20 protein-coding genes are annotated in these 21,833 nt (G+C 68.1%); 13 read left to right on the forward strand and 7 right to left on the reverse strand.

What is annotated here, in order from left to right:
- The first annotated feature begins 219 nt into the window (after positions 1–219).
- From VKT83_01730 to VKT83_01780, 11 genes are all read left to right on the forward strand, one after another.
- Positions 220–1,404: an MFS transporter gene (locus VKT83_01730; protein HLY21161.1), complete on the forward strand. Its 1,185-nt coding sequence runs from the start codon at positions 220–222 to the stop codon at positions 1,402–1,404.
- Positions 1,405–1,407: 3 nt separating this feature from the next.
- A complete protein-coding gene (locus VKT83_01735; GenBank protein HLY21162.1) occupies positions 1,408–2,673 on the forward strand; it encodes an MgtC/SapB family protein in 1,266 nt (421 codons plus the stop codon).
- A gap of 12 nt (positions 2,674–2,685) precedes the next feature.
- Positions 2,686–3,735 (forward strand): AI-2E family transporter, encoded by a 1,050-nt coding sequence (locus tag VKT83_01740; GenBank protein ID HLY21163.1) that lies wholly within the window; start codon positions 2,686–2,688, stop codon positions 3,733–3,735.
- 96 nt (positions 3,736–3,831) lie between these two features.
- Positions 3,832–4,575 carry an ABC transporter ATP-binding protein gene (locus VKT83_01745; protein HLY21164.1) on the forward strand — a complete coding sequence of 248 codons (744 nt, stop codon included), beginning with the start codon at positions 3,832–3,834 and terminating at the stop codon, positions 4,573–4,575.
- The gene (locus VKT83_01750; protein ID HLY21165.1) at positions 4,576–5,268 is read left to right on the forward strand and encodes an ABC transporter ATP-binding protein; all 693 of its coding nucleotides are present in this window, start codon (positions 4,576–4,578) and stop codon (positions 5,266–5,268) included.
- A 91-nt stretch (positions 5,269–5,359) separates the two neighbouring features.
- Positions 5,360–6,610, forward strand: a complete 1,251-nt coding sequence (locus VKT83_01755; protein ID HLY21166.1) for an ABC transporter substrate-binding protein — start codon at positions 5,360–5,362, stop codon at positions 6,608–6,610.
- 80 nt (positions 6,611–6,690) lie between these two features.
- Positions 6,691–7,560 carry a branched-chain amino acid ABC transporter permease gene (locus tag VKT83_01760; GenBank protein HLY21167.1) on the forward strand — a complete coding sequence of 290 codons (870 nt, stop codon included), beginning with the start codon at positions 6,691–6,693 and terminating at the stop codon, positions 7,558–7,560.
- A complete protein-coding gene (locus VKT83_01765; protein ID HLY21168.1) occupies positions 7,557–8,537 on the forward strand; it encodes a branched-chain amino acid ABC transporter permease in 981 nt (326 codons plus the stop codon). Before VKT83_01760 ends, VKT83_01765 begins: the two co-directional genes overlap by 4 nt.
- 65 nt (positions 8,538–8,602) lie before the next feature.
- Complete coding sequence (locus VKT83_01770; protein HLY21169.1) at positions 8,603–9,523, forward strand: IS481 family transposase; 921 nt, start codon at positions 8,603–8,605, stop codon at positions 9,521–9,523.
- Between the two features lie 87 nt (positions 9,524–9,610).
- The gene (locus VKT83_01775) at positions 9,611–11,392 is read left to right on the forward strand and encodes a M28 family metallopeptidase (protein ID HLY21170.1); all 1,782 of its coding nucleotides are present in this window, start codon (positions 9,611–9,613) and stop codon (positions 11,390–11,392) included.
- Positions 11,393–11,494: 102 nt separating this feature from the next.
- Entirely contained in the window at positions 11,495–12,391 is an 897-nt protein-coding gene (locus VKT83_01780) for an NAD(P)-dependent oxidoreductase (protein ID HLY21171.1), read from the forward strand.
- A gap of 10 nt (positions 12,392–12,401) precedes the next feature.
- Here the strand turns inward: VKT83_01780 and VKT83_01785 are convergent, their stop codons facing one another.
- The 6 genes from VKT83_01785 to VKT83_01810 all read right to left on the reverse strand — a co-directional run bounded on the left by VKT83_01785 (position 12,402) and on the right by VKT83_01810 (position 18,165).
- Positions 12,402–14,201 (reverse strand): ATP-binding protein, encoded by a 1,800-nt coding sequence (locus VKT83_01785; protein ID HLY21172.1) that lies wholly within the window; start codon positions 14,199–14,201, stop codon positions 12,402–12,404.
- 34 nt (positions 14,202–14,235) lie between these two features.
- Entirely contained in the window at positions 14,236–14,757 is a 522-nt protein-coding gene (locus VKT83_01790) for a hypothetical protein (protein HLY21173.1), read from the reverse strand.
- 143 nt (positions 14,758–14,900) lie between these two features.
- Complete coding sequence (gene fabF / locus VKT83_01795; GenBank protein HLY21174.1) at positions 14,901–16,145, reverse strand: beta-ketoacyl-ACP synthase II; 1,245 nt, start codon at positions 16,143–16,145, stop codon at positions 14,901–14,903.
- Positions 16,146–16,157: 12 nt separating this feature from the next.
- Positions 16,158–16,619, reverse strand: coding sequence for a hypothetical protein (locus VKT83_01800; protein HLY21175.1), 462 nt, complete (start codon positions 16,617–16,619; stop codon positions 16,158–16,160).
- A 156-nt stretch (positions 16,620–16,775) separates the two neighbouring features.
- Positions 16,776–17,426 (reverse strand): hypothetical protein, encoded by a 651-nt coding sequence (locus VKT83_01805; protein HLY21176.1) that lies wholly within the window; start codon positions 17,424–17,426, stop codon positions 16,776–16,778.
- A 115-nt stretch (positions 17,427–17,541) separates the two neighbouring features.
- Positions 17,542–18,165 (reverse strand): DoxX family protein, encoded by a 624-nt coding sequence (locus tag VKT83_01810; GenBank protein HLY21177.1) that lies wholly within the window; start codon positions 18,163–18,165, stop codon positions 17,542–17,544.
- A 170-nt stretch (positions 18,166–18,335) separates the two neighbouring features.
- Between VKT83_01810 and VKT83_01815 the strand changes: the two genes are divergently transcribed.
- Positions 18,336–18,881, forward strand: coding sequence for a hypothetical protein (locus tag VKT83_01815; GenBank protein ID HLY21178.1), 546 nt, complete (start codon positions 18,336–18,338; stop codon positions 18,879–18,881).
- Positions 18,882–18,954: 73 nt separating this feature from the next.
- Here the strand turns inward: VKT83_01815 and guaB are convergent, their stop codons facing one another.
- Positions 18,955–20,394 carry an IMP dehydrogenase gene (guaB, locus tag VKT83_01820; GenBank protein HLY21179.1) on the reverse strand — a complete coding sequence of 480 codons (1,440 nt, stop codon included), beginning with the start codon at positions 20,392–20,394 and terminating at the stop codon, positions 18,955–18,957.
- A 93-nt stretch (positions 20,395–20,487) separates the two neighbouring features.
- Between guaB and VKT83_01825 the strand changes: the two genes are divergently transcribed.
- Positions 20,488–21,810 carry an MFS transporter gene (locus tag VKT83_01825; GenBank protein HLY21180.1) on the forward strand — a complete coding sequence of 441 codons (1,323 nt, stop codon included), beginning with the start codon at positions 20,488–20,490 and terminating at the stop codon, positions 21,808–21,810.
- The last annotated feature ends 23 nt before the right edge of the window (positions 21,811–21,833 follow it).

The following is a 21,833-nucleotide window of genomic DNA, read 5'->3' on the forward strand; positions in this document are numbered from 1 at the left end:
ACGCGGATCCGTCGGGTGCCGCGCACCAGGCTCTGGTGAATCTGCATGGGGCCAGTATAGCCATGGCCCAGCGGTTGATAGCGCCGAGTCCGTCGCGACACCCTTCAACGAGGGTCTTTCGGATCTATCTGAACCTGTACATAACACGGTACCCCTCTATTCAGATCCACCGGGACGGACGCGTGAACCGGCTGTTCCAATTCGGTATATAATGGGCGGGTGCGTGAAGGCATCGGCCGCCGCGGTCTGCTCGTCCTCTTCCTTGCCATCTTCATCGTGATGATGGGGTTTGGCATTGTGCTGCCCGTGCTGCAGTTCTACGCGCGCGGCGTCGGCGCCACGCCCCTCGAGATCGGCCTGCTGGCCACGAGCTACGCGGCAATGCAGTTTATCTTTGCGCCGCTGTGGGGCGTGGCGAGCGACCGCGTCGGACGGAAGCCGGTGTTCTCCGTCGGCCTTCTTGGGTACGCGGTGTCCTTCGTGCTCTTCGGCCTCGCCCACCACGTCTGGCAGCTGTTCTTTGCCCGGCTCCTCGGCGGCGTGCTGAGCGCGGCCACGCTGCCGACCGCGATGGCGTATATCGGCGACACGACGTCGGAAGAGCGCCGCGGCGGGGGCATGGGCATGATGGGCGCGGCGATGGGCCTCGGGTTTACGATCGGCCCGGGCATCGGCGGCGTGCTCGGGCGCCTCAACCTCTCGCTGCCGTTCTTCGTGGGCGCGGCGCTCGCGCTCGTGACTCTCGCGCTGAGCTGGGGGGCGCTGCCCGAGCCGATCCGGCACGACTCGTCCGCCGAGCGCCCGTCGCGCGCGGCCGCGTTTCGCCTCGCGCTCGGAGGTCCGCTCGCATACTTCTTCCTCGTCACGCTTACCGGCGCGTTCGCGCTCGCCGCGCTCGAAGCCACCTACGCGCTGTTCGCGCAGGACCGGCTGCACCTGACGAGCCGGGGCGGCGCGGGGGCGATCGGGGTCGTGTTCGTCGTCGTCGGGCTCGTTCAGGCGGCCATCCTCGGAGGACTGGTGGGCCGCCTCATCAACCGGGTGGGCGAAGAACGGCTCACCGTCGGCGGACTCATCCTCGCGGCGGCCGGCTACGTGCTGATCACCCAAACACATACGATCGCCGAGCTGGCCCTCTACGCCGCGATCGCCGGGGCCGGGCACTCGCTCATGCGCCCGAGCATCGCGTCCCTCATCTCGAAGCGCACGACCGCGGGACAGGGCCTCTCGATCGGCATCATGGATTCGTTCGACAGCCTCGGCCGCGTCCTCGGACCGGCCTGGGGCGGCTGGATCTACCACCTCGGCATTGCCCTGCCCTACGCCTCGGCGGCCGCGGTCCTCCTCGTCACCGCGGCGCTCTCCGGCATGGCCGCGGGCCGGCACGTGGCGGTCCGCGTTTAGCCGATGCAGCCGCCGGCCCCGGGACAAGGCCTCGAGTACCTGCCCCTCATCGAGCGCGCAGCGGTCTCGCTTCTCATCGGCGGAATGATCGGGATGGAGCGCGAATGGGCGCACAAGGACATCGGCGTCCGGACCTTCGCCTTGATCGCCCTGTCGTTCACGCTCGCGTGGACTATCTCCCCGACCACCGCCTACATCCTGATGGCCGCGGTGATTCCGCTCCTCACCCTGATGAACTGGCGCTCGTTCGCACGCGACCGGTCGCTCGAGATGACGACGTCGGTCGCCGTGCTGGCCACCGCGCTGCTCGGCGTGCTGGTCGGGCAGGGCCTCTTGCTGCTGGCCGCGGCGTGCGGCGTGGTCGTCACGATGCTGCTCGCGTGGAAGGCGGAGATGGTGCGCTTCGCGGGCGAAGTCACGATCGACGAGATCCGCGGCGCGCTGCTGCTCGGCGTCATCGCCATCGTCGTCTACCCGTTGCTGCCGGTCGGCCCGGTGGACCCGTGGCACATCATCGACCTGCGCGCGGCCTGGACGGTCGTGCTCGTCATCTCCGCGATCGCCTTCACGAACTACGTGCTCCTCCGGCTGTACGGCACGCGCGGCATTCGCTGGACCGGGCTCCTCGGCGGGCTCGTCAACAGCACGGCCACGGTCGCGGAACTGGCGAGCCGCGCGCGGCGCGATCCGGGACGGCTCTCGATGTACTGCCTCCTCGGCATGCTGACCGCGGACACCGCGATGCTGCTGCGCAACGGCTTCATCCTCGGCGTCTTCGACGCGCGGGCGCTCTCCTACGGCTGGGTCTCCGTGGGCGTCATGCTGGCGGCCAGCGCGGTCCTCGCGGCACGCGTCAACGTCGCCGACGCCGAAACCGCGCCGCTGCAGATGCAGTCGCCGATCTCGCTGCGCCACGCGCTCACCTTCGGCGTCGTGTTCGTCGCGATCACCCTCGCCGGACAGCTCATGTACCGCTGGCTCGGCCAGCCGGGGTTTCTTCTAGTCTCGATCCTGGGCGGTCTCGTGAGCAGCGCCTCGACGTCGGCGGCGGCCGGCATCCTGGCGGCGAAGGGCTCGCTCGCCCCGCAGGTCGCCGGCTACGGCGTCGTGCTCGCGTCGATGAGCAGCCTCGTCTTCCACATCCCGACGGCCAGAATGGCCGGCCTCGATCGCAACGACACGCGGCAGCTTGCCGTGCTCTCCGCGATCATCCTGGCCGTGGGCCTCGCCGGTCTCGCCGCGCAGGCCCTGTTCGTCGGCCGGCTCTAACCCACGGGGCTCGTGACCCAGCGCGCCTTCATCGGCCGGGTCGTGACGGTGCTGGTCCTCCTAGGCATCGCGTGGATGATCATCTGGGTCGTCCGCCAGACGACCGAGATTCTCATCCTGCTGCTGGTGTCGGCGATCCTCGCATCGGGGTTTGCGCCGCTTGTCGAATGGATCGAGCGGTGGCCGCTGCCGCGCGGTGCCAGGTTCTCCCGCGGCATCGCGATCTTCATCCTATACCTGGGCCTCTTCGTGGCCATCGGCATCATCCTCTCTGCGATCCTCGTGCCGGCGGCGGCCGAGGGACGCGTATTTGTGCAGCATCTGCCGCAGGAATTGAGCGCGATCCAGGCCTGGCTCTTGGATCTCGAGGCGCGGTACCCATGGCTGCCGGACTTCTCGGGCCAGATCAGCCGGCTGCCTCAGCAGATGACCGGCCTCGGCCGGTACGGCGCCAGCGCGGCGTCCGTGGCGTTCTCGTTCCTCGGCGGGCTCACCTCGACGATCACCTTCCTCGTCTTCACTTTCTACATGCTGCTCGAGCACGCGATCATCAAGCACGCCTTTCTCTCCATACTGCCCCCCGCCGAGCGGCCGCGCGGGGCGCTGGTGCTCGAGCGGATCGGCACGAAGTTCGGCGGCTGGTTCCGCGGCCAGTTTCTGCTGTCGTTCACGATCGCGGTGACGGTGTCGATCGCCCTGCTCGCGATCGGCCTGCCCTACCCGTTCCTGCTCGGCATTATCGCGGGGCTCGGCGAGCTCGTGCCGATGGTCGGCCTGTGGATCGGCGCGACCGTGGCGGTGCTGGTTGGCCTGTCCCAGCCGGCGTGGAGGCTCTTCGCCACGATCGCCTTCTACGTCGTCATCATGAACGTCGAACCGCACTGGCTCGTTCCCCGGATCATGTCCCGCGCGGTCGGCCTGTCGCCGCTGTTCACGATTATCGCGCTGCTCGTCGGCATCAAGCTGCTCGGCATCATCGGCGGGCTGCTGGCGGTGCCCGTGGCGGCGGCGCTGCAGGTCATCGTCGCCGAGATCGCCGCCGAGATCCAGACGAACCACTAGGGTCGGGGTCCCGCCCCGCGCCCGGCCGCCCGCGGGCCGTTTGAAGGGTTTGCGGCGCGGCCCTGCCAATTGGTCGGTGCTTCGCACCTCGCGGCCATGGCGATTCTCGAAACGCACGGCCTCACGATGGAATTTCGGGGCTTTCGCGCTCTGGACGGCGTCGATCTGCGCGTGGAAGCCGGCGCGCTGCATGCGATCATCGGCCCGAACGGCGCCGGCAAGACGACCCTGTTCAACCTGCTGAGCGGCCTGCTGCGGCCGACGGCCGGCCGGATCGAATTCGACGGGCGCGAGATTACGGGGCTGTCCGCCCACGAGCTCGCCCGGCGCGGGATCGCCCGATCGTTCCAGATCACGAGCGTCTTCCCGCACCTCACGGTGCTGGCCAACGTGGAGCTCGCGCTGCAGGCCCGCACGCCGCTCGGGTACGTGTGGTGGCGCTCGGATCGGTCGCTGCGCCGGTTTGACGGCCGGGCGCACGAGATCCTCGCCGCGATCGGCCTCGGCGACCTGGCGGGCCGGGAGGCCGCGACGCTGCCGTACGGTCACAAGCGCGTGCTCGAGATCGGCCTCGCGATCGCGCTCGAGCCGACCCTGCTGCTGCTCGACGAGCCGACGGCGGGGCTGAGCGTCGACGACGCGGTGCGGATCGTCGACGTCGTGCGGCGGGTGGCGCAGGGCCGCACGATCGTCCTCGTCGAGCACAACATGGGCGTCGTCGCCCAGTTGTCCCAGCAGATCACGGTGCTGCAGCGCGGCCGGGTGCTCGCGGAAGGCACATACGAATCCCTTCGGAGCAACCCCGCCGTAATCGAAGCGTACCTGGGGGGCGCGGCGTAGATGCTGCGCGTCGAGGGTCTCCACGCCTGGTACGGAGAAAGCCACGTGCTCCACGGCGTGGATCTCGAAGTGCCCGCGGGCGAGATCGTGACGCTCGTCGGACGCAACGGCATGGGCAAGACCACGGCCCTGCGGTGCATCATGGGCCTGCATCGCGCAAAGCAGGGCCGGATCACGGTCGACGGCCGCGACATCACCCGCCTCGCCCCGCAGCAGATCGCGCGGCTCGGCGTCGGCTGGGTTCAGGACGACCGGGGGATCTACAGCCGCCTCACGGTGCTCGAACACCTGCGGCTCCCGCCCGTCGTCGGCGACCAGGCGTGGAGCCTCGACCGGATTTTCGAGGCGTTCCCGATCTTGCGGGAACGCGCGGGGACGCCCGGGAGCAAGCTCTCCGGCGGGGAGCAGCAGGTCCTCGCCGTGGCGCGCGTGCTGCGCATGGGCGCGCGTCTCCTGTTGATGGATGAACCGACCGAAGGCCTCGCGCCGATGGTCGTGCGCCGCGTCGGCGAGATCCTCGGCGACATCAAGGCGCACGGGCTGACCGTGCTCCTCGTCGAGCAGAACCTCCGGTTCGCGACCATGGTGGCGAACCGGCACTACCTCATCGTGAACGGGCGGACCGTCAGCACGCTGACCAACCAGGAGGCCGCCCGTCAGGAGCAGGAACTGTTGGCGTATCTCGGCGTTTGAACAGGCAAGGCCCGGCGCCGGCCGGCGCCGGGCGACGACGGCGTCCCGGACGACCGACGGCATGTCCGGGTGACAACGAAGGAGGTGCGGAATGATCAGGTGGGTCGCGTTGCTCTGCGCGGCACTCCTCGTCCTGGGCGTATCCGGATACCCGGCGGCCGGCCAGGGCACGGTACGCCTCACGCACGGGAAGATGGTGATCGCGGTCATCAACGACCAGTCGGGCGTCTACGCCGACCTCGGCGGCAAGAACGGCGTCGAGGCCGTCAAGATGGCCGTCGAAGACTTTCAAAAGAGGTACGGCGCGTCGAGCCTCGGTGGGACGGTGGACGTCCTGTCGGCGGACCACCAGAATAAGCCGGACGTGGGCGCCTCGAAAGCCGCGGAGTTCTACGACCGCGACAACGCCGGTCTCGTAATCGACGTGCCCACGTCGTCGGTCGGCATCGCGATCGCGCACGTCGCGGCGCAGAAGCACCGGCTGTTCTTCGCGGTCGGCGCGGCGACGACGGCGTTGTCCAACGAAGACTGCAACAAGTACACCTTCCACTACGGGTACGACGTGTACATGCTCGCCAACGGCACCGCGATCGCCGTCGTCAAGCAGGGCGGCACGCAATGGTACATCGTCTACCCCAACTACGCCTTCGGCCAGGATATGAACGCGAAGTTCTCAGCGGCGGTGGACCACGCCGGCGGCAAGGTGCTGCTGAGCGACCCGACGCCGTTCCCCAACCCGACCGAGGACTTTTCGACGTTCCTGATCAAGGCGCGCACGCTGCGGCCGCGCCTCCAGATCCTCGGCGCGATGCAGGCGGGCCAGGACCTGGTGAACCTCGTCAAGCAGTACAACGAGTTCGGGCTGCGCCAGCAGGGAGTGAAGCTTGCGATCGGCCTGCTGTTCCTGACCGACATCCACTCGCTAACCCCGGCCGCGATCCAGGGCACGGTGTTCACCACAGCGTGGTATTGGAACATGGACAAGCAGGCCCGCGAGTGGGCGGACCGGTTCTACGCGCGCACGAAGGTCCGGCCGACGTTCGTGCAGGCCGGCGACTACGACGGCACGTGGCAGTACCTCGAGGCGGTCCGCCGCGCCGGCACGGACGACGCGGACAAGGTCGTGGCGCAGCTGGAAGGATACCGGTTCAACGATTTCTTCGCCCGCCACGCGCAGATCCGCAAGCAGGACCACGTGCTGCTGCACGACGCCTACCTCGCGGAGGTCAAGGCCCCGGCCGACGTCAAGGAGCCGTGGGATTACGTGAAGATTGTCCAGACGATCCCGGCGGGGCAGGCGTTCCAGCCGCTGAGCCAGGTCCACTGCACCATGGCGCCGTAGCGCCTCGTTAAGTCCCGCAGGCAGAGGGCGGGCATGGCTAGGACTCCCCGGACCCGCCCTCTCCTCACCCGGTCCCCGGCATGGAAACCATCCTAATCCAGCTGTTCAACGGCCTGATCAACGGCGCGTTCTACGCGCTGCTGAGCCTCGGGCTTGCCGTGATCTTCGGCATGCTGCGGGTCGTCAATTTCATGCACGGGGCGCTGTACATGCTGGGGGCCTTCGGGGCCTTCCTGCTGGGCACGACGCTCGGCGTCTCGTTCTGGTGGGCCCTGCTCATCTCCCCGCTCGCGGTGGCGGCGGTCGGCTACGGACTCGAGCGGACGCTGCTGCGGCGCCTCTACGATCTCGACGTGCTCTACAACCTGCTGCTCACGTTCGGCCTGACGCTGCTGATCCAGGACGTGATGCGTCTGCGGTTCGGCATCCAGGGCGTGCCGTATCCCGCGCCGCCGCAGTTGCAGGGCGTCGTCGTCGTCGGCTTCATGTTCTTCCCTACCTACCGCCTCTTCGTGCTCGTGTTCTCGCTCGCGGTCTGTCTCGGCACGTGGTGGCTGATCGAGCGCACGCGCGCCGGCATGATCATTCGGGCCTCGACCGAGAACCCGATGCTGACCCGGGCGCTCGGCGTGGACGTCGATCGCTGGATCCCGCTCGTATTTGCCTTCGGCGTGGCGCTGGCCGGCCTCGCCGGCGTGCTGGCGGCGCCGATGCGGGCGGTCTCGCCGCTCATGGGCGCCGACCTCATCATCACGACGTTCGCGATCGTCGTGATCGGCGGCATGGGCTCGATCCTCGGCTCCGTGGTCACCGGATTCGTCGTCGGGGCGCTGTCGGCCGTCGCCGCGGTCTACTATCCGGCCGCGGCCAACGTGCTGGTCTTCGTGATCATGACCGTCGTCCTGCTGGTCCGCCCGGCCGGACTGTTCGGGGCCGCGGAAGCGGCATGATGCGCCGCGCGCTCGGCTGGGCCGCGCTCGCCGCCGTCGCGCTCGCGCTGCCGTGGATCATGTACCCTGTGCTGGCCACCGACATCGTGACGTGGGGGCTGTTTGCCGCGGCCTTTGACATCCTGCTCGGGTATACGGGGCTGCTTTCGTTCGGACAGGCCGCCTACTTCGGCGGCGGGGCCTACGCCGCGGCCCTGCTCGCGCAGCGCGCCGGCGTGCCTTTTCCGCTGAACGCGCTGGCGGCAGGGCTGATCGCCGCGGTGATGGCCGTGCCGCTGATGGGCCTCGCCATCCGCCGGCGCGGCATCTACTTCGCGATGATCACGCTCGCGTTCGCGGAGATGGTCTTCTACGTCATCAACGAATGGCGCAGCCTCACCGGCGGCGAGAACGGCGTCCAGGGCATCCCGCGCGTCGCGCCGGGGGGCTTCTCCCTTACGTCGCCGCTGGTCTACTATTACGCGGCCCTGCCGCTCGCCGTGCTCGGCCTGCTGCTGTGCTGGCGCATCGTCCGGTCGCCGTTCGGACGGGTGCTGCTCGCGATCCGCGAGAACGAAGTGCGGACCGAGATGCTCGGCTACCCGGTGGGCCGGTACAAGCTGATCGCCGCGGTGCTCTCGTGTGCGATCTCCGGCTTCGCCGGAGGGCTGTGGGTCATCAACCACGGCTTCGTGGCGCTCGACGCGGTACACTGGAGCACGTCCGGTCTCGTTCTCACGATGGTACTGCTCGGCGGGATCGGAACCCGCCTCGGCCCGCTGGCGGGCGCGGCGCTCGTGCTGTATCTGCGGGACTTCCTGTCGACGTGGACGGACGCGTGGGGCGTCGTCACGGGGCTCATCTTCATCGCCGTCATCTTGATCTTCCGGCGCGGAATCGTCGGCACGCTCGAACCGCTGCTCGTCCGCGGCCCGACGGCCGATCGCGCTTCACCGGCTCCGGCGGGGCTCTCGCCGCAGGGAGGGCCCGTCCCCTAGGTCTAAAACTGCAGGACATCCGTGACACATGGGGTAGCACCGCCAGAGCCTAGAGGGGGGTGCCCATGGCGGATGACCGCGCCGTTCATCGACGGTTGGGCTGGTTTCGGCACGTCGACGAGGTTACTCACAATGTCGCCAAGACCTGTCGGTACTTTGGGATCAGCCGCCAGACGTACTATCGCTGGTACCGACGCTACGGCAAGCTGGGCGAAGCCGGGCTCCGGGACGGATCCTCGCGGCCACTCCGCTCTCCGCGTGCCACGCCCGCGGACGTCGTCGAAAAGGTGCTCTACCTGCGGCGGTACTACCATTTCGGGCCGGCCAGGATTTGCATGTACCTGCGGCGCTATCACGCGCTCACGATCAGCCAGTCCGGCATCTGGCGGCTGCTGAAGCGGGCGGGTGTGAGCCGGCTCCCCTCCAATATGCGGTACCAGAGCCGGGAACAGCGTTTCAAGCGCTACGAGAAGCCGCTGCCCGGCCACCAGCTGCAGATCGACGTCAAATTCCTGGCCCCCGTCGTCGGCCGCACCCGGAAGTACTACCAGTACACCGCCATCGACGACTGTACGCGCATCCGGATCCTGAAGATCTTTGATGCGAACACTCAGCAGATGGCGGTCGCGTTCGTCGACTACGTCCTGTCCAAACTCCCCTTCAAGGTCGAATGCATTCAGACCGACAACGGGGCTGAGTTTGGCCCGCAGTTCCACTGGCACGTCCTTGATAAGGGCATTCAGCACCGCTACATCCGACCGCGGCGGCCCTACTTGAACGGGAAGACCGAGCGGTCCCATCGAATCGACGACGAGGAGTTCTACCGGCAGCTCGACGGCGTCGTCATTTCCTCCGTCGCGGAGTTCAACGACCTGCTTCAAGAGTGGGAACGCTTTTACAACTACGCACGGCCACACGGCAGCCTTCAGGGGCAGACCCCCTACGAGCGGCTCCGTGAGAAACTGCAAGTCATGTGTCACGGATGATCGGCCAACCTACACCTAGGGGGCGGCCGGAGGGCCGCGGGACATCCCGCGCTAGACGGGATGATTCGCTTCAAGGAGGCGCCAAGGATGGCGACAGTCACCTCGACCGACCATGAGAAAGCGCTCTGCGACGCCGTCTCCGCGTCCAAACTGATGCAGTTCACACGCGGTGTGTCGAAGTGGGTGAGACTGTCCGGCAGCGAGGACGAGTCGAAGGCCTTCGACTACGTCGAGGAGACGCTGCGCGGATTCGGCCTGGACGTGCTGCGGGAAACGCACGATGCGCTGGTGTCCTGGCCCGGCCCGGCCTCGCTGGAGACGCTCGGGCCGGCCGCCGGCGAAGCCGCCGCGGCCGGCCGGGTCGAGTGCATCACGCACGCGTTCGCGGCCTCCACGCCGCCGGAGGGCATCGAGGGCGAGGTGGTCGATGCCGGCCGGCCCGGCGCCGGCCTCCGCGGGAAGATCGCCCTCGTCGACGGCCTCGCGATGCCGGCCAAGGCGCGCGCCGTCGAGGACGCCGGGGCCATCGGGGCGATTTTCATCAACCCCGCGCACCTGCACGAGATGATCATCTCCAGCGTGTGGGGCGCGCCCACCCCGGAGACGATCGGCGCGCTGCCCCGCCTCGTCGCCATCTCCGTTCGCGAGTCCGACGGCGCCGTGCTCCGCGCCCGCGCCCGCGAGGGCGGCCTGCGGGTGCGCATTCGCGCCGAGGTGGACACGCGGTGGCGAAAGACGCCGCTCCTCACCGCCGATCTGACGGCCCAGGAGGATCGCTACGTCCTCTTCAGCGGCCATATCGACTCGTGGCACTACGGCGCCATGGACAACGGCAGCGCGAACGCCGTCATGCTCGAGATGGCCCGCCTGATGAGCCGGCGCCGCCGGCGGCTCCGGCGCGGCATCCGCTTCGCCTTCTGGTCGGGCCACTCGCACGGCCGCTACTCCGGCTCAACCTGGTACGCGGACACGCACTGGAACGACCTCTACCGCCGCGCGGTCCTCCACCTCAACATCGACTCCTCCGGCGCGAAGGGCGCGACTGTCCTGAACGGCGGGCTGACGATGGCGGAGACGTGGCCCCTCGCCGCCGACTGCGTCCGATCTGTCGCCGGGCAGGATCTCGATCGGCGGCGCGTCACCCGGATGGGCGACCAGTCATTCTGGGGCGTCGGCCTGCCCTCGCTGTTCGTCGGCGTCTCCGAGCAGCCGGCCGGGGACTCCGCGGCCGGCGCGGCGCTCGCGACACTCAGCGGCGGCCCCGCCACCGGCGGCCTCGGCTGGTGGTGGCACACGACGGAGGACACGATCGACAAGATCGATCGGGACAATCTCGCGCGCGACGCGCAGATCTACGCCCGGGCGCTGTGGCGGTGGTGCACGGCGCCGGTCCTTCCGCTGGACTACCGCGCGACCGCGGCGGAGTTTCAGGAGACGCTGCGGCAGATTCAACGCGCCGCGGGCGGCGCGTTCGACCTTGGGCCGGCCCTCGCGGCCGCGGACCGGCTGGCCTTGGCCGCGGAGCCGCTCGCGGCCAAGGCGGCGGCGCTCACCGATGCGCTCGGCCACGCGCGCGGTACGCGCCGCCAGCGCGACGCGGCGGAGGCGATCAACACGGCGCTGATGCGCGCCGGCCGCGCCCTCATTCCGGTCAACTACACCCTCACCGGTTCGTTCGACCACGACCGCGCGCTGCCGGTCGCACCGATCCCATCGCTGCAGCCCGCCGCGGGGCTCGGGATGCTGCCCGACGGCAGCATGGAGCGCCACGCGCTAGCGACGCGCCTGCTGCGCGAGCGGAACAAGGTCACGCACGCGGTCGAGACCGCGGCGGAGGTGTTCGAAGAGACGCTCGCCCGCCTCTCCTAATCGCGGACGCTCTCGATCGCGGGTTCAGTAGACGGCGCCGGGCAACTATGCCCGCTTCGACCTGCTGATTCCGAGGTATAGGTTATCAGGGAACGTGACAGCATGACGAAGCCGCCGGCACGTCGCATCGGGTTCCTGGGGCTGGGATACATGGGCTCCCGGATGGCCCGCAGACTGCTCGACGCCCATCATCGGGTAACGGTGTACAATCGGAGCGCGGACAAAGCGCGGCCGCTCGTGGACGCGGGAGCATCGCGTGCCGAGACGCCGAGAGCGGTGGCCGAAGAATCCGATGTGATCCTGTACTCGCTGGCCGACGACGCGGCCGTGCGGGACGTAATCCTCGGGCCGGACGGGGTGCTCGCGGGGGTGCGCCGCGGCGGCACCCTCATCGATCTCAGCACAGTTCTGCCCGACACGTCGCGCGCCGTCTCGACGGCCGCGCTTTCAAAAGGGGCGGCGGCGATCGATGCGCCTGTATCGGGCAGCACCGTCCAGGCGGAGCAAGGAACGCTGATCATCTTCGTCGGCGGCGACCGAGAGGCGTATACATCGAGCGCCTCGATTTTGGACACGCTCGGCCGTCACGAGTACATGGGGGCCAGCGGGGCCGGCGCGACGATGAAACTGGTGACCAACACGCTCCTCGGCCTGGGGATTCAGGCGCTCGCCGAGGCCGTCGCGCTCGGACGCAAGGCCGGGCTGGATACGGCGCTCATGCTGGGCGTCCTGGGGTCGACGTCCGTTGTATCCGCCGCCCAGAAGGGAAAGTTCGACAACATTACACGCGGCGAGTTCCCCACCGCCTTCGCACTGCGAATGATGTCCAAGGACTTCGGCTTGATCCTTCGGCTGGCGGAGTCGCTCGCGGTCGCCATGCCCGCCGCCGCAGTGGCCAAGCAGATCGATACCGTGGAGCAGGCCCGGCGCCCGGGACGTGAGGAGGATTTCTCAGCGGTCGTTCGCACGATCCAGGAGCTGTCGGGCATCGGCAATTAGGACAAAGCCCTCAGCGCACGATCCCCGCCTCTGCCGCCGCTACCGGCAGCGTGAAGGTAAACACACTGCCCCGGCCGACCCGGCTGGTCACGGCGATGCGCCCGCCGTGAGCCTCCACAATGTGCTTGGCGATGGCGAGACCAAGACCCGTGCCGCCGGCGTCCCGGCTGCGCGAGCGATCGACGCGGTAGAAACGGTCGAAGATCCTCGGCAGATCGTCCGCCGGGATGCCGCGCCCGGAGTCCGAGACCGAGACCACCGCGTCGTGACGATCCGTCCGAAGGCCGACCTCGACCCAACCGGCGTCGGGCGTGAACTTGATCGCATTGTCGATCAAGTTGGTCAATACCTGAAGGATAGGGTCGGCGTCGGCGATGACGGTGACGGCGGGGGAGGGCGCGGACCGCAGGACGATCCGGTGCCGCTCCGCCTGCGGCCGCATGCGATCCGCCGCTTCCGCGACGAGCGAGTCCAGCCTGACCGGCGCCAAGTCCATGTGGGCGGCACGCGACTCGAACCGCGACAGCGCCATGAGGTCGTCCACCAGCGTCATCAACCGTGTGGCCTCGGCGTCGATGATCGTGAGGAAGTGCCGGCACGTGGCTTCATCCGCCAACGCTCCGGCGAGCAGGGTTTCGGTGAAGCCTTTGATGGACGTGAGCGGTGTCCGCAGCTCGTGAGAAACGTTCGCCGTGAGTTCGCGGCGCAGCCGCTCCATGCGCCGGAGCTCGGTGACTTCGCGCATCACCACCACCGCCCCCGAGGTGCGGCCGGGGCCGGCTCGCAGCGGCGCCGCATTCAGATGGAACAAGCGCTCCTCGGCGCGGTGCTTGACGGTGAATTCTTCCGCCGTGTCGGCTCCCTGGTGCGCGCTGCGCTCCAGCGCCCGCCGGACGGGGTGGCCGCCGAGCAGCTCGTCGATCGGGCGTCCCAGGTCCTCGGGGCCGAGTCCGAGCAGCTCCTGCGCCGCCCCATTCAGCAACAGCAGGCGGCTGGCGCGGTCGGTCGCGACGACCGCGTCGCTCATGGAACTGATAATCGCCTCGATCTTTGTCCGCTCGTCGGTGAGCGCGATGATCTGCCGCTGCAGCTGCTCCGCGACCGTGTTGAAGGCGCGCGCCAGGCGTCCGATCTCATCGCTGCCGCCTGGGGCGGCACGGCCGTCCAGGTCGCCCCGGGAAATCCGATCGGCGGCGCGGGCGAGGGCCTGCACCGGGGCCGATAACCCGCGCGCGCGCCAGGCGCCAAAGAACCACGCCGCCCCCAGGCCGAGCAGAAGCGCGCTTCCCAGCGCCTCCCAGACGCGGTGCACCACGGCGCCCATCCAGGACCGGGGGACGCTCACCTGCACGACCCCGGCGACGCGGCCGTGCGACATGAGGGGCGCCGCGGCGTAGAGGCGTACGTCGTGAAGCACCGGGTCATACCGGACGTCCACCGGGCTGCCGCGGCCAAGGAGAGCCGACGTCACCTCGGGCGGGACGGGACCGTTGCCGGCCCAGCGGCTGGTCTCCGGCGACCGGCCCCGGGCGTCCTTGACGCCGATGTACTCTTCTTTACGCCAGGTCAACGAGTCGGCGATCTCGTCGAGCTGGGCCACCGTCAGACCTTTCTCCTGGTAGCGTCCAAGCATTCGCGCCGCCATTCGCGCCTGGTTGAGCACACTCTGCTGATACCGATCCGTCTGCAACCGCGCCAAGACGGGCACAAGATACGCCGCCACGACGGCCAGCGTAAGCACAGCCAACATGAGGTGGCTGACGGTCAGTTTCCGCCGCAATGCTTCCAACCCGTCCGCGCACGAGAGCATGTGAACGCGATTCCGGAACGCGGACAGCGTCTCATCAGTTCATCCCCTCCGGTGAAGGAGCGGTCCAACTCCGAACTGACGTGAGTCCGGGTTTCGCCACGAACCATTTACCGTACAGCCCGTTGCCGGCAGCCTGACCCGGCGCCGTATCGCCCGAGTACCTGTACAATAGGTGACCGTTGTAACTCACCTGGCGGCCGTTGGCGTCATTCACGACGCCGAACTTGCCGGACAGCGCGACGGCATGGGTAGGCATGGCCTTGCTCAACAGGGGCGGCCACGTCTTCGCGCATCCTCCCGTGCAGGCAGCCTTGGTGGGCGTATCCGGCGTGAAATAGTAAAGGGCCATACCCTTGGCATCGGTCAAGATCTGCTCCCGCTTACCCTGAACCGTCGCCATAGCCACATTCACCGTATAACCGGTCGCCGGTTTGACCGACTGGCTGGGCGCGGGGGCCGGTTGAGGCGTTGTCGGGGACCCGTAGTTATATTGAGCGAACGCGACACCTGCGGAGACCATCAGGAACACCACCGCGCTGACGATCGTACGGCCCATTCGCATCGCCACATCCCTCCTTGGAACTTCATACGCCGAGAATCCGCCTTGCCGTTCACGGTCTCGTCGCCGGTCGATAACGGATGTGTACCAATGGTCGCCTCGGTGAAAAACCGGGGGCCTGCCCCATGCACGGCCCGCTGCTACGGTGCGCCGAATACGAGCGACGCGTTGATACCGCCGAATCCGAAGGAATTGCTCAGCACGTATCGCAGCGGCATCTCGCGGCCGCGGGCGGTGACGTAGTCGAGGTCGCACGCCTCGTCCGGCTCTCGTAGATTTAGGGTCGGCGGCACATAACCGTGCCGGAGACCGACGAAAGAAATTGCCGCTTCGATCGCGCCGGCCGCGCCCAGGGAGTGTCCGTGCATCGCCTTCGTCGCGCTGACCGGGATCCGGTACGCGTGGTCGCCGAGCACCTGCTTGATCGCCAGCGTTTCCGTCGCATCGTTGAGGGGTGTGCCGCTGCCGTGGGCGTTGATGCAGTCCACCTCCTCCGGGGCGATGCCGGCCTCGGCCAGCGCGAGGCGCATCGCTCTCGCCGCCTGCTCCCCCGAAGGTAGCGGGGCCGTCATATGGTACGCGTCGTTGGAGAACCCGAAGCCCGGGACGGTCCCGTAGATGGGCGCCTCCCGGCGCCGGGCGTGCTCGAGGCTCTCAAGGACGAGGAACGCGCCGCCTTCGGCCATGACGAACCCATTGCGCGTCCGATCGAACGGCCGGCACGCGCGGTCGGGTTCGTCGTTGTGCGTCGACATGGCATGGATCAGATCGAACGCCCCGAACGTCAGCGGCGCGAGCGGCGCTTCGATCCCGCCCGCAAGCATCACGTCCGCGTACCCGTCGCGCACGACCCGGAACGCATGCCCGATCGCGATCGCGCCGCTCGAGCAGCTGTCCGAGTTGGCGCTGGCCGGTCCACGCAGGTCGTACTCGATCGCCACGTTGCACGACCCCGCCCCGCAGAACACCGACAGCGCGAGCGTCGGCCGGACGTGCCGCGCCCCTTCCGTCAGGAACACGGCATATTGCTCCTCGGCGAACGCCACGCCGCCGAGCGCCGAACCGACGAAACAGCCGATCGCGTCGCGGTTTTCCTTGTCCAGGCGCAGGCCGGCGTCGTCGATCGCCAGCCGCGCACATACGACCGCCATCTGCGCGTATCGGTCCAGTCGCCGGAGCCGCCGCGGTGCGATATACGCGGCAGGATCGAAATCGACCACCTCTCCCGCCACCTGGGAAGAGAACGACGAGGGATCGAATCGGGTCACCCGGGTGATGGCCGAGCGCTCGCGGCGGACGCCCTCGTAGAGGGCGCCGCCGCCTCCGGACCCGATCGGCGTCACCGCGCCGACCCCCGTGACCACCACCTGCCGCCTGTCGCTCATCGATCCGGCCGCTCAGAACAAGAGGGCGGCGTGCACGATCTTTTGCGTCATCCGGCCGATGTCCGCCTCCATGGTGCGGAGCGAGCCCTGCATCCCGCCGAGCAGATCTTGCATCCGGTTGAGTCCTTGGTTCGTCCTGTCCGCCGCCGCCAGCGCGGTCGTCAGTTTCGCGTTAGACGTCCGCAGCAAGGTGTTCGTCATCTCGAGCTTGCGGTTGGTTTCGGTAAGTTTGCCGTTCATGCCGTCGAGGGTCGTGTTCATGGCGGTGAGCGTGTCGAGCTTCTCGTTCATCGTTTGAAGGGCATTGAGCTGTGTGGTCAGGCGCGATAAATGCTCTGACATGTCGTGGATTTGGACGAGCAGGTAGATGCCCCCCACGACGAGCGCCACGACGACGGCGAATGCCGCGGCCGCCACAACGGGCCACACACGTGTTTCCGGAACACTCGGAGAAGCGATGCGCATAGCGGTCACCTCGTAACTCCGCCCTTCCCCTACATCTTTCCCGCCCATGTCACAAAACGGTATCCGACGCCGGGACGGCGGGCACGCACATTCGCCGGAACCAATAGAAAAGGGGCCCGGCGCAATATGCGGCGGACCCCGAAGACGTCGACTGCGGGCCGAGTATCAAAACTTGCCGGGGAATTGCTTCGCGATGCCATCCGCGAGGGCGTCCGAAATCGTATAGACGTGCTTCACCATCGGATCCCACATGTCGGCCTCGGCGCTCCAATCCTTTTTCGCCGTGGCATCAATCGACATGATGTGCTGCTGCCCGTGCGTGAGCAGTAGACCGTACACGGTGCCCTTCGGCAAATTCGGGTTGGCCGAACTGACGAACGCGGCGATCGCGGAAGCGTTCTGCGTCAATTGAGCCGCCGCCGCTTTCTTGCCCGCAGCGTTGCCTCGGAAGTTATTCGCGAACGCGGCCTGCATGTACGCCTTTACGGCGGAGTAGTGTCCTACGAACAACGTGGCGAACTTGTCGCCGGCGGCCTGGCCGTAGAACGGGGCGATCGACTGGCCTATGGCCTTGGCGTTCTTTTCGCCGTATTCGTCGGCTTCGCTGACGGCGCCTTTCTCCCCGAGCCTCGTCGCGATTACGAGCGACCGTACCCAGAAGATGTGGTTGATGTAGAGGTCTCGCAGAGCCATTTTCAGCGCGGCGACTTTGGCCGGATTCGGTTCGGCGGCCTGACTGTGCGCCGGGGGCAGTGTCGGAGCCAAGAGCATGCCCGCCACCACGAAGACGCCCACGATCGTCCGAAGCACCCGCATGATCCGTCCCTCCCTTTGCTCAACCCCTTTGCTCACCATCGGCACGGCCAACGCACCTCGGAGGCAGGCTACTCGTGTAGGGTCACGCGCGCGTCGGGAAAGGGTAACAATCCTGTCACCCCGTCCGGTCCGTTCGGACGTGAAACCCTTCAACGTCGAGCCGGGGCTCTCGAGGCCACCGCAGCAGGATGAGACGGTCGAATCCGTAGTATCCGGCGACCTTCCACGACATGATCAACAGGATCTCACCGATGATCATGAGGGGATTCAGGCTGACGGATCCCGCCATGAGATAGTTCCAACTCATGAACGTTCCGGCAAGCGCCGCTGCGCCGACCGCCGCGCCGGCGATCAGGGCGATGCCGACCGTCAACTCACCGTATGCGATCACCCGGCCCATGAACGGCGCCGCGTGACTGCCGAGCAGCCAGATGAGAAAATCACGGTACCAATCAAACGGCACTCGGGGCGGCCCGTGGTGCGGCACGATCACGGCGGTTTGCCAGAACCTTTGAATTGCGATTCCGCTTTGGACCCAGGCGGGATTGCCGACTTTGTGCAGGGATGCGGCGATCCACTGATACCCCACCCAGACCCTCAGGATGCCCCACAGCCAGGCCAGCTGCGTTGAGCTGAACAGCAGCTTGATGGCCAGAGGGTCGTCGAGATAGCGAACATTTCGCCCGGAAACGTTCACCGCGATTTCACGCATCGGCAGCACCGTCGGTTCTGTGCCCACGTCCGTTTTCGCCCACGTTGTCGCCCACGTTGTCGCTTGGTTTCCCCTCGGCTGTAACACCCCGGTCACAATCGTGTTACACACGCGTCACCCTCCCCGCCCCCGGCCGGCAACACCACCTCGCGGGGGTAGAAGTGCACTGGGCGGGAATCACAATAGGAGGCTCAACCATGTGGTACACGGCACGACGGATTCTGACTTTGACATTTCTGGCGGTGGTGATCTCGGTGGGGGCCGCGTCGGCGCAGTATAACGCGCCCGCGGCGCCGTCCGCGCCTGCGGCACCCGCGCCGTCCGCGCCCGCACCCGCGCCGTCCGCGCCCGCGACGGGCATGCCCGGTCCCACCGGCGTGTATCCGTTTGCGGTCAACGTGGCGTTCGCACCGGCAGGCTCCGGGCAGAAGGTCATCTTGACCGACGCACAGGGGATGACGCTCTACTATCTTCGGAACGAGTACTCGACGGCCACAATGTGCACGGGGACATGCGCCTCCGTGTGGCCGCCCGCGCTGGCACCCGCCGTCGCGATGGCTGATCCCGCGCTCAGCCCGGTGGTGGTGATCAACAACGTGAACGGTCCGCAAATGACGTACCACGGTCACTTGCTTTACCGGTTCTCGAAGGATGCGGCGCCGGGACAGCTCAACGGCGACGGCGCCGTCGACACGTGGGGAAGGTGGGCGGCTGCCACGCCGGACCTCTACTATCAGCCGTAAGTGCCGCGTTCGGGGGGAACGAAACGAAATCGGAGTAGGGAGTGAGATCGTGCCTCACTCCCTACTCGACCCTTTAGGTCAGCGTGTCGACGTCGTGGGGCATGCTCTCCCGGACGCCGGCGTCGGTCATGCGGATGAAGCGCGCGTTGGCCCGTAATTCCGCCACGGTGGTGGCGCCGCAGTAGCTCATTCCTGACCGCAGCCCGCCCACCAGCTGCGCGAGTACGCCCGCCACCCGGCCGCGGTACGGGACGAGCGCCTCGACGCCTTCGGGCACGATCTCCGAGAGCAGGTCGTCCTCCTGCGGCATGTCGCGCCGCTCCGCCGACGCCCACAAACTCGCCATGCCGCGATACAGCTTGAACTGGCGGCCGTTGCGGTTGACGCTCGCGCCGGGGCTCTCCTCGGTGCCGGCGAGCAGGTTCCCGAGCATCACCGTCGCGGCGCCCGCGGCGAGCGCCTTCACGAGATCCCCGGAGCCGCGGATTCCGCCGTCGCCGATCACGGGCACGCCGGAGCCGGCCGCGGCCTGCGCGCACTCGAGGATCGCCGTCAGCTGCGGCACGCCCGCGCCGGTGACCACTCGCGTCGTGCAGGTCGATCCCGGCCCCACCCCGACCTTCACCCCGTCCACGCCGCGGGCGATGAGGTCGCGCGTGCCCTCGGCGGTCGCGACGTTCCCCGCGATCAGCGGCACGTTGCCGCAGCGCTTCCGCACCGCCTCGATCGTCGCAAACGAGAGATCGGAGTGTCCGTGCGCGATGTCGATCACAAGCGTGTCGACCTCCGCGGCCACCAGCGCCTCCGCCCGCTCCAGGTAGTCCCCGCGCACGCCGATCGCGGCGCCGACGCGAAGGCGGCCCCGCGCGTCCTTGGTCGCTTGGGGAAAGCGGAGGCGGCTCTGGATGTCGCGGCTCGAGATGAGGCCGACGAGCCGGCCGGCCTGGTCGATGAGCGGCAGCTTCTCGATCCGGTGGCGGTGGAGGATCTGCTTGGCTTCCTCGACCGGCGTGCCGGCGGGCGCCGTGATGAGGCGCTCGCGCGGCGTCATCACGGTCGTGATCGGACGGCCGGCGGCGCCGTCCTCGAACAGCACGTCGCGCGCGGTCACGATGCCGAGGACCCGCCGCTCGCGGTCGATCACGAGGATGCCGGCCGAGCCGTGCTCGTCCATGAAGGCGGCGGCCTGGCCCACCGTGGCGTCCGGAGGCAGCGTGTACGGCGCGTCGATCACGACGCTCTCCGCCCGCTTGACGCGCCGTACCTCGGCCACGTGCTCCTCGACCGGCAGGAACCGGTGGATGATCCCGATGCCGCCCTCGCGGGCCATCGCGATCGCCATCGTCCCCTCGGTCACGGTGTCCATGCTGGCGCTGACGACCGGAATCGCAAGCTCGATGCCGCGGCACAACTGCGTGCGCGTGCTGACCTGCCGCCGCGTGCTCACCGTCGAGCGGTGAGGCACCAGCAGCACGTCGTCGAATGTCAGGCCGATCTCAAACGGTTCGGTCATACGTCGCCTCGCAGTCTCGGTCACCGGTTTCGCGTCCGATGCTATTATAAAAGGGTGAGAGGCGGTTCGTTCATCCCTTCCCGGTACGGCTCGATGCCCCCGCCCGGCGGGCGGCGCCGTGTCTTCGCCGCCCTGCGCCACCGCAACTTCCGTCTGTTTTTCATCGGCCAGTTCATTTCGCTGGTCGGCACGTGGATGCAGCGGATCGCGCAGGCGTGGCTGGTCCTGAACATCACCCACTCGCCGTTCCTGCTCGGCCTGGTCGGCGCGCTGCAGTGGCTGCCCGTGTTGTTCCTCTCGCTGGTGGGCGGCGTCCTGGCCGACCGCGTCAGCAAACGCTCCGTCCTCGTCGTCACCCAGAGCGCCCAGATGGGCCAGGCGTTCATCCTGGGCGTGCTGGTCCTGACCGGCACGATCCAGTACTGGCACGTCGTGGTGCTGGCCTGCGCGCTCGGCTTCACGTCGGCGTTCGACATCCCGACGCGCCAGGCGTTCGTGTTCGAGATGGTCGAGGGCGAGGACACGATGAACGCCGTCGCGATGAACTCGACCATCTTCAACGGGGCCCGGTTGTTCGGGCCCGCGGTCGCCGGCGTGGCCATCGGCACCCTCGGCATGGGCTGGGCGTTCATGGCGAACGGCGTGAGCTTCATCGCGGTGATCATCGCGCTCTTGATGATGAACGTCCGGCCGGTCGAGCCCATCACCAGCGGCGGCCTTCTCGACCATCTGCAAGAAGGCGTCGCGTACGTGCGGCAGACGCCCACCGCGCTGCAGGTGGTCGTGCTCGTCGCGTTGATGAGCGTCTTCGCGATGAACTTCAATATTCTCGTCCCGGTGCTGGCCAAGGACGTGCTCCACGAGGAGGCGGCGGGATTCGGCTTCCTTACGTCCGCCCAGGGCATCGGCGCGCTCATCGGGGCGCTGTGGGTCGCGTCGATCAGCCACCTCGGGCCGCGCCCCTCGCTGCTGCTCGGCGGCGCGGCGGTGCTGTCCGTCTCGAGTTTCCTGCTCGCCGACGCGCGGCACTTCGCGGTCGCCGCGGCGCTGCTCGCGATCGCCGGCGGCAGCATGGTGACGTTTACGGCAATGGCCAACACGAGCCTGCAGCTGACGGCGCCCGACCATCTGCGGGGCCGCGTCATGTCGGTGTACGCGATCGTCATGGGGGGAATGACGCCGGCGGGCGCCCTCGTCGCCGGCACTCTCGCGCAATTTTGGGGAGCCCCCGGCGCCTTCGCCGTGGCAGGGCTCGTCGGGATTCTGTCGGTATTGATGGTATGGCGCTGGCGCGCCGCGACGCGCCTCACGCCGGAGCCGATCGCGGGCGCGGCGCAGAACGACCGCGGCCGGCCGGATCGCGGCATGACCGCGGGCGACGGCGGCTTCGGACCGGCGCCGGCGGACGAGGAGTAAACGCGCACGAGGAGGCGGTGGGT

It is taken from the genome of bacterium (assembly GCA_035308905.1).
GTDB lineage: Bacteria > Sysuimicrobiota > Sysuimicrobiia > Sysuimicrobiales > Segetimicrobiaceae > DASSJF01.

Coding starts and splice junctions, on each gene's coding strand:
- VKT83_01770 (HLY21169.1), top strand. CDS start 8,603: ATGGCGGATGACCGCGCCGTTCATCGACGGTTGGGCTGGTTTCGGCAC.
- VKT83_01735 (HLY21162.1), top strand. CDS start 1,408: ATGCAGCCGCCGGCCCCGGGACAAGGCCTCGAGTACCTGCCCCTCATC.
- guaB (HLY21179.1), bottom strand. CDS start 20,394: ATGACCGAACCGTTTGAGATCGGCCTGACATTCGACGACGTGCTGCTG.
- VKT83_01785 (HLY21172.1), bottom strand. CDS start 14,201: ATGCTCTCGTGCGCGGACGGGTTGGAAGCATTGCGGCGGAAACTGACC.
- VKT83_01815 (HLY21178.1), top strand. CDS start 18,336: ATGTGGTACACGGCACGACGGATTCTGACTTTGACATTTCTGGCGGTG.
- VKT83_01765 (HLY21168.1), top strand. CDS start 7,557: ATGATGCGCCGCGCGCTCGGCTGGGCCGCGCTCGCCGCCGTCGCGCTC.
- VKT83_01790 (HLY21173.1), bottom strand. CDS start 14,757: ATGGGCCGTACGATCGTCAGCGCGGTGGTGTTCCTGATGGTCTCCGCA.
- VKT83_01805 (HLY21176.1), bottom strand. CDS start 17,426: ATGCGGGTGCTTCGGACGATCGTGGGCGTCTTCGTGGTGGCGGGCATG.
- VKT83_01825 (HLY21180.1), top strand. CDS start 20,488: ATGCCCCCGCCCGGCGGGCGGCGCCGTGTCTTCGCCGCCCTGCGCCAC.
- VKT83_01755 (HLY21166.1), top strand. CDS start 5,360: ATGATCAGGTGGGTCGCGTTGCTCTGCGCGGCACTCCTCGTCCTGGGC.
- VKT83_01745 (HLY21164.1), top strand. CDS start 3,832: ATGGCGATTCTCGAAACGCACGGCCTCACGATGGAATTTCGGGGCTTT.
- VKT83_01750 (HLY21165.1), top strand. CDS start 4,576: ATGCTGCGCGTCGAGGGTCTCCACGCCTGGTACGGAGAAAGCCACGTG.
- VKT83_01780 (HLY21171.1), top strand. CDS start 11,495: ATGACGAAGCCGCCGGCACGTCGCATCGGGTTCCTGGGGCTGGGATAC.
- VKT83_01760 (HLY21167.1), top strand. CDS start 6,691: ATGGAAACCATCCTAATCCAGCTGTTCAACGGCCTGATCAACGGCGCG.
- fabF (HLY21174.1), bottom strand. CDS start 16,145: ATGAGCGACAGGCGGCAGGTGGTGGTCACGGGGGTCGGCGCGGTGACG.
- VKT83_01775 (HLY21170.1), top strand. CDS start 9,611: ATGGCGACAGTCACCTCGACCGACCATGAGAAAGCGCTCTGCGACGCC.